This is a genomic window from Mesorhizobium sp. M2E.F.Ca.ET.209.01.1.1 (assembly GCF_004010375.2).
Taxonomy (GTDB): domain Bacteria; phylum Pseudomonadota; class Alphaproteobacteria; order Rhizobiales; family Rhizobiaceae; genus Mesorhizobium.
In genome coordinates this window covers 1-437 of record NZ_SADP02000200.1, presented here as the reverse complement: position 1 = coordinate 437, position 437 = coordinate 1, and the positions used below count along the sequence as shown (strand labels likewise).

Annotated in this window: 1 protein-coding gene; it reads left to right on the top strand. The window is 62.5% G+C overall.

Annotated features, from left to right (window positions below; translation table 11 throughout):
• Positions 1 to 123 precede the first annotated feature (123 nt).
• Positions 124 to 437, top strand: a 314-nt coding sequence (locus EN852_RS35275) for a histidine phosphatase family protein (protein ID WP_189546364.1), incomplete at its 3' end; no start/stop codon positions are given.

Here is a 437-nt window from a genome sequence, read left to right as displayed (position 1 = left end):
GATCTTCGCCGCTTGCCCCCGCAAGTGATTCGCCGCGCCGAAGAACGTGCACCATTGTGCGCGATGCTTTTCTCGTGGCTAATCGCGGCAGGACTTCGGCTTTCGGGCGTCATTGGAGGTTGAGTGAGCAGGCTTTATCTGTTGCGACACGCCAAGGCCGGCTGGGCCTTGCCGGGCATGCGTGATTTCGATCGTCCGCTCGATGCATCCGGCCGCGCCGATGCCGAAAAGATGGGGGCCGCGATGCGATCCCGTTCCTATGTGCCGGACCTGACGCTGTGCTCCAACGCCAAACGCGCCAAGGAAACGCTCGAGGGACTGGCCGGTCAGACGGACACAGGCAAGGTGCTGTTTTTCGACACGCTCTACAGCGAAGACGCGGCCGGCTATCTCCGGCTCGTCCGGGATCATGGCGGATCAGGCTCCTTGCTGGTCAT